The following is a 2,977-nucleotide window of genomic DNA, read 5'->3' on the forward strand; positions in this document are numbered from 1 at the left end:
CCCGCCCTTGCTGATCCGCTCTCTAAAGGCCCGCGGCAGGACGATGCAGCCGGACGAGGCGTCGCCCGCCGCGTTGTCGCCGTGGATCTGGAAGGCGCTGCGGCCGTGGGCGTCATGGCCGATGGGCGTCAGGTCCATGACGTGGGGACCGGTCCGCGCACTGTTGCGAGGCTGACCGATTCGCCAGCGCCCGGCAGGAATGGGCCCGATCCCCCGCACAGCCTCCATGGCCGGGTTGTTCCGTCCCTCCCCGCGCCCCGAATAGCCCCGCGCCGTCCAGCGGCCGTCGAAATAGAGCGCGCCTTCGGACTGGTCCCACGACCATCCCATGGGCCGTTGCAGCCCGGGCGCCGGATGACAGCGGCCATGTCCTTCCACCAGCGCGTCGAACGCGGCCCGCGACAACGGTCCCCAGACCCCGTCCAGATCGCCGGAGTAAAGCCCCAGACTCCGCAGCGTCTCCTGAAGCGCGTTCGCGTCCGGGACTCTCATGGCCGCCCCCGCCAGGCGGCCAGCCCCGCCACGATGGCCTGGGCCGAGGGCGCGACGATGTAGAGGGTCTCGCGCCAGGCGTCGCGCACGATCAGCGCCACCGCCACCCACATCAGCTCGCGCGGCGCTTCCAGCCGCCACACCAGCACCGCCAGCATGGCCAGCCCCGCCACCGTGGCCGCATAGGTGTAGAGCCGGCGGAACCGCCAGTCCCCCTCGGGCTGTGGACCGCGCCCCATCAGACCGCCCCCGTTTCGCCGAGATACGCCGCCAGCGCCCCGTGCAGCGCGGCTGCCTGCCCCGCGTCCAGATCCTTGCCCAGCCAGGCGGCCGCCAGAGTCCCGCTGTGGAGATTGCCCAGCCGTCGGAACAGGGCGGTCGACCCGCCCGCATAGCCCGTGAAGGCGCTGGCCGCAGCGCCGATCAGAACCCCGTCGTGATAGCCGGACACATGGGTCGTGCTGGTCCGGCTGACGCAGAAATGCCCGGTCACGGCGGGCGCCGCGCCGAAGGCCGCCAGAGTCGCCGTCCCCACCCGGGCGCTGAAATTGCCCGTCGACGGGCTGATCGCCATGGACAGCGTCTCGTCGCCATCCACCGGCCCGAGCGGAAACTGACTGGTCCCCGGCGACGGATTGGCGGTCACCCAGACCCCCGCCGCGACCCCGGTCCCGCCGTCCGCCAGCGCCGAAGCGCCCAGACCCGTGTCCAGCCAGGCGTCCACGCCATCGCCGGACCAGCCGAGATCCTCCGAAAACGCGGGACCGTTCACCGGCGTCAGATCATGCAACCCCGGCGTCTTCAGATTCAGGCCCGCCGCCTGTTCATCGTGGGCCGCCGTCACATAGAGCGCGGTCAGCCGCGTCCAGACCCCGGCGGCCTCCAGCGCGCTGATCAGGTCGTCGATCAGGAATGCCCGCGCCCGTCCCGGCGAGGTCTCAAAGGCGGTCAGCACGTTCTGGGCCGCCGGCCGCAGCAGCGCGTCCATCACCGAAAAGGCAAGCCGCCCGGTCTGGCGATCCACCCGCAGAGCCTCGCGCCACGCCGCCCCGTCCGGCGACACCTTCAGCACCAGATCGTCGTCGCCGACCAGCCCGATCTCGGCCCGCCCGGACCAGCCCGACTGGAACAGCAGCGATAGCGTCTTCGCCCCGTCTTCCTTGTTCAGCACATACCGCAGATCGCCCGTGCCGCCCTCGCCCTCGGTCCGCGCGCTCCACAGGGCGCTGTTCAGCTTGGCGGCGAAGGCGTTGGTCTCGTCCGAGGCCGTGCCGACCCCCAGCCCCGCCAGATCGTCCAGCCGGTCAGGGTTCGCGCCCACGTCGGTCCAGCCGTCCTCGCCCAGCACGACCAGTCGCTGCTCATCCAGCACGAAGGCCCGCAGACCCTGCGGCGCCATGATCGCCGCCCAGCCGCCCGCCTCGAACCGCGCCAGCCCGCCCGGCGGCATCGCCGACCAGGCCGCGCCGGTGGCGCCGTTGGGCAATATATAGAGCGCGCCGTCGTCCGGCGCTTCCGGCTGCTCGGCGATCGACCAGCTGACCACCGCGCACTGGACCAGGGCGTCCAGCCGGGTCAGGGCCTCGTTCAGGGTGACATGTTTCTGCATCTGCCCGGCCTGCAGATAGGGCAGGTCCAGCCTTGCGCTGGACTGGGATTCGGCTGGGATCACGCTCGCGCCTCCATGTTGGGTCGAGAGCGTCAGTGTGCGGGCGCCGCGAACCACCGGGACGAAATCGGGGTCTCGCGAACGCCGAACCCTTGTGCGTCAATGAAGTGGCCTCAAAAAATACGGGATTATCACGCGCTGTTTCAGCCCGGCTTGACGGGCCGGGCGCCCGCGGCCCATCACTCGCGCCGTGAAAAGCCTCAGCCCAGATTTCCCCGTCCCGTCTCTCGCCGACTGGCGCGCCCTCGCTGAAAAGGGCCTCAAAGGCGCGCCGTTCGAGACCCTGATCGGCCGCACCGCCGACGGTCTGGCGATCCAGCCGCTCTACGCGGCCGACCCGGAGCGCGCGGTCCTGCGCGCCCGCCCGGGCCTGTCCGGCGACCGCGACCGGCCGTGGGATCTGCGCACCCTCGTCGACCATCCCGAGCCCGCCCGCGCCAACGCCCTGGCCCATGACGCCCTCACCCAGGGCGCGGCCTCGCTGCTGCTGCGGCTCGATCCGTCGGGCCAGACCGGCGTGGCGGTCGCGTCACAGGACGATCTGGCCCGCGCCCTCGACGGCGTCCTGCTGGATCTGGCCCCCGTGGCGCTGGACGCGGGCTTCATGGGCGCCGAGGCCGCCAACTGGCTGGCCGTGCTGGCCAAGGGCGCGCCCGAGGCCCCCCTCGCCTTCCATCTGGACCCGCTGTCCGCCTTCGCCCGCGAAGGCCGCAGCAATGGCCCCGTCGCCGCCCACGTCAACGCCGCCGCCCAGGCCGGGGCCCGTCACGCCGGCGCCTATCCCCGGGCGTCCCTGTTCCTCGCCTCGGGCCGCTT

The 2,977-nt window shown here is 72.1% G+C and carries 4 protein-coding genes; 1 reads left to right on the forward strand and 3 read right to left on the reverse strand.

Annotated elements, in window-relative coordinates:
- From C0461_RS14070 to C0461_RS14080, 3 genes are all read right to left on the reverse strand, one after another.
- The coding region (locus C0461_RS14070) for a tlde1 domain-containing protein (RefSeq protein WP_292107899.1) at positions 1-492 on the reverse strand (492 nt) is incomplete at its 3' end.
- Entirely contained in the window at positions 489-731 is a 243-nt protein-coding gene (locus C0461_RS14075; protein ID WP_292107900.1) for a hypothetical protein, read from the reverse strand. The genes C0461_RS14070 and C0461_RS14075, both read right to left, overlap by 4 nt.
- On the reverse strand, positions 731-2,164 hold the full coding sequence (locus tag C0461_RS14080; protein ID WP_292107901.1) for a DUF2793 domain-containing protein: 1,434 nt from the start codon (positions 2,162-2,164) through the stop codon (positions 731-733). Before C0461_RS14080 ends, C0461_RS14075 begins: the two co-directional genes overlap by 1 nt.
- A 187-nt stretch (positions 2,165-2,351) precedes the next feature.
- Here C0461_RS14080 and C0461_RS14085 point away from each other — a divergent pair.
- On the forward strand, positions 2,352-2,977 hold a 626-nt coding region (locus C0461_RS14085; RefSeq protein ID WP_292107903.1), incomplete at its 3' end, for a methylmalonyl-CoA mutase family protein.

It is taken from the genome of Brevundimonas sp. (assembly GCF_013823285.1).
Taxonomy (GTDB): domain Bacteria; phylum Pseudomonadota; class Alphaproteobacteria; order Caulobacterales; family Caulobacteraceae; genus Brevundimonas.